Origin of the sequence: Pseudomonas sp. JAI120, from assembly GCF_014207255.1 — a bacterium.
Classification (GTDB): Bacteria; Pseudomonadota; Gammaproteobacteria; order Pseudomonadales; family Pseudomonadaceae; genus Aquipseudomonas.
Genome location: NZ_JACHCZ010000016.1, coordinates 1 through 1,232, shown reverse-complemented (window position 1 = coordinate 1,232; position 1,232 = coordinate 1). Strand labels below are relative to the sequence as shown.

At 53.8% G+C, this 1,232-nt stretch carries 1 protein-coding gene; it reads right to left on the bottom strand.

What is annotated here, in order from left to right:
• Positions 1–18: 18 nt before the first annotated feature.
• Positions 19–1,169 (bottom strand): IS3 family transposase gene (locus HDC32_RS31840; protein ID WP_086008205.1). Its coding sequence is split into 2 segments (ribosomal slippage): positions 19–935 and positions 935–1,169, totalling 1,152 coding nucleotides; the frame shifts between segments, so codons are not numbered across the junction.
• Positions 1,170–1,232 lie beyond the last annotated feature (63 nt).

Genomic DNA, 1,232 nt, shown 5'->3' with positions numbered 1-1,232 from the left:
TGAATCGCCCCGGATTCTCTAGACACCTTGCAAGCTCATTGCATAACGCTTTTCAAACTCTACCGGTGACAGCTGATTGTTGAAACCATGGCGGCGTTTTGCGTTGTAGAACATCTCGATGTAATCAAACACATCACTACGAGCATCTTCGCGCGTGGAATAGATTTTCCGCTTGATCCGTTCTCGCTTTAGAAGCTGGAAAAAGCTCTCAGCCACGGCGTTGTCATGACAATTGCCTCGGCGGCTCATGCTGGCAACCAAATTGTTCGCCTTCAAAAAACTGCGCCAATCGGCGCTGCTGTACTGGCTGCCCTGGTCGGAGTGAACCATCACCTCCTGCTTCGGTTTACGCCTCCAGACCGCCATCAATAACGCATCAATGGCCAAATCACTGGTCATCTGCGACTTCATTGACCAGCCAACGACCTGACGAGAAAACAGATCCAGCACCACTGCCAAATACAGCCAGCCTTCATACGTACGAATGTAAGTGATGTCGGTGACCCAAACTTTGTTGGGTTCTACGACATCGAACTGGCGCTTCAGTAAATTGGGTGAGGCGACCGCTGGCTTACCGCCGTATTTGCCAGGACGGCGTCGATACCCTGTCTGAGAGCGCAGACCTTCAAGACGCATCAGCCTCGCCACACGATGCCGACCACAATCCTCACCGACTTCGCGCAGATCGTCATGGACTTTGCGATAGCCATAAACGCCGCCGCTCTCCAGCCAGGAATGCTTGATCAAACCCAGCAGTCGCTGGTCGTCTTTGGCGCGTACAGATTGCGGCTCAGACAGCCAGGCGTAATAACCGCTGGGATGGACTTTCAGCGTCAGGCAAAGCCGTCGAATGGAATAATCGCCCGCTCGCTGCTTGATAAAGGCGTACTTCAACCGCACTCCTTGGCAAAGTACGCGGCGGCCTTTTTTAAGATGTCTCGCTCTTCGGTGACGCGCTTGAGTTCGGCTCGCAGACGACGCAGTTCAGCGTGCTGATCGTCGTCTTGCTGCCGTTCTGCCTGAGGTTTGCTGTAGCGCTTTATCCAGGCATAGAGGCTATGCGTCGACACGCCAAGACGCGCCGCCACATCAGCGACAGGCAGCTTCTTTTCGGTCACTTGATTGACCGCTTGGATTTTGAACTCTTCGGGATAACGTGGGTTGCTCATGGCACCTCCTGATTGGCCTCAGTTTAAGGCATGGAGGTGTCTACGAAACCCGGGGCGATTCAT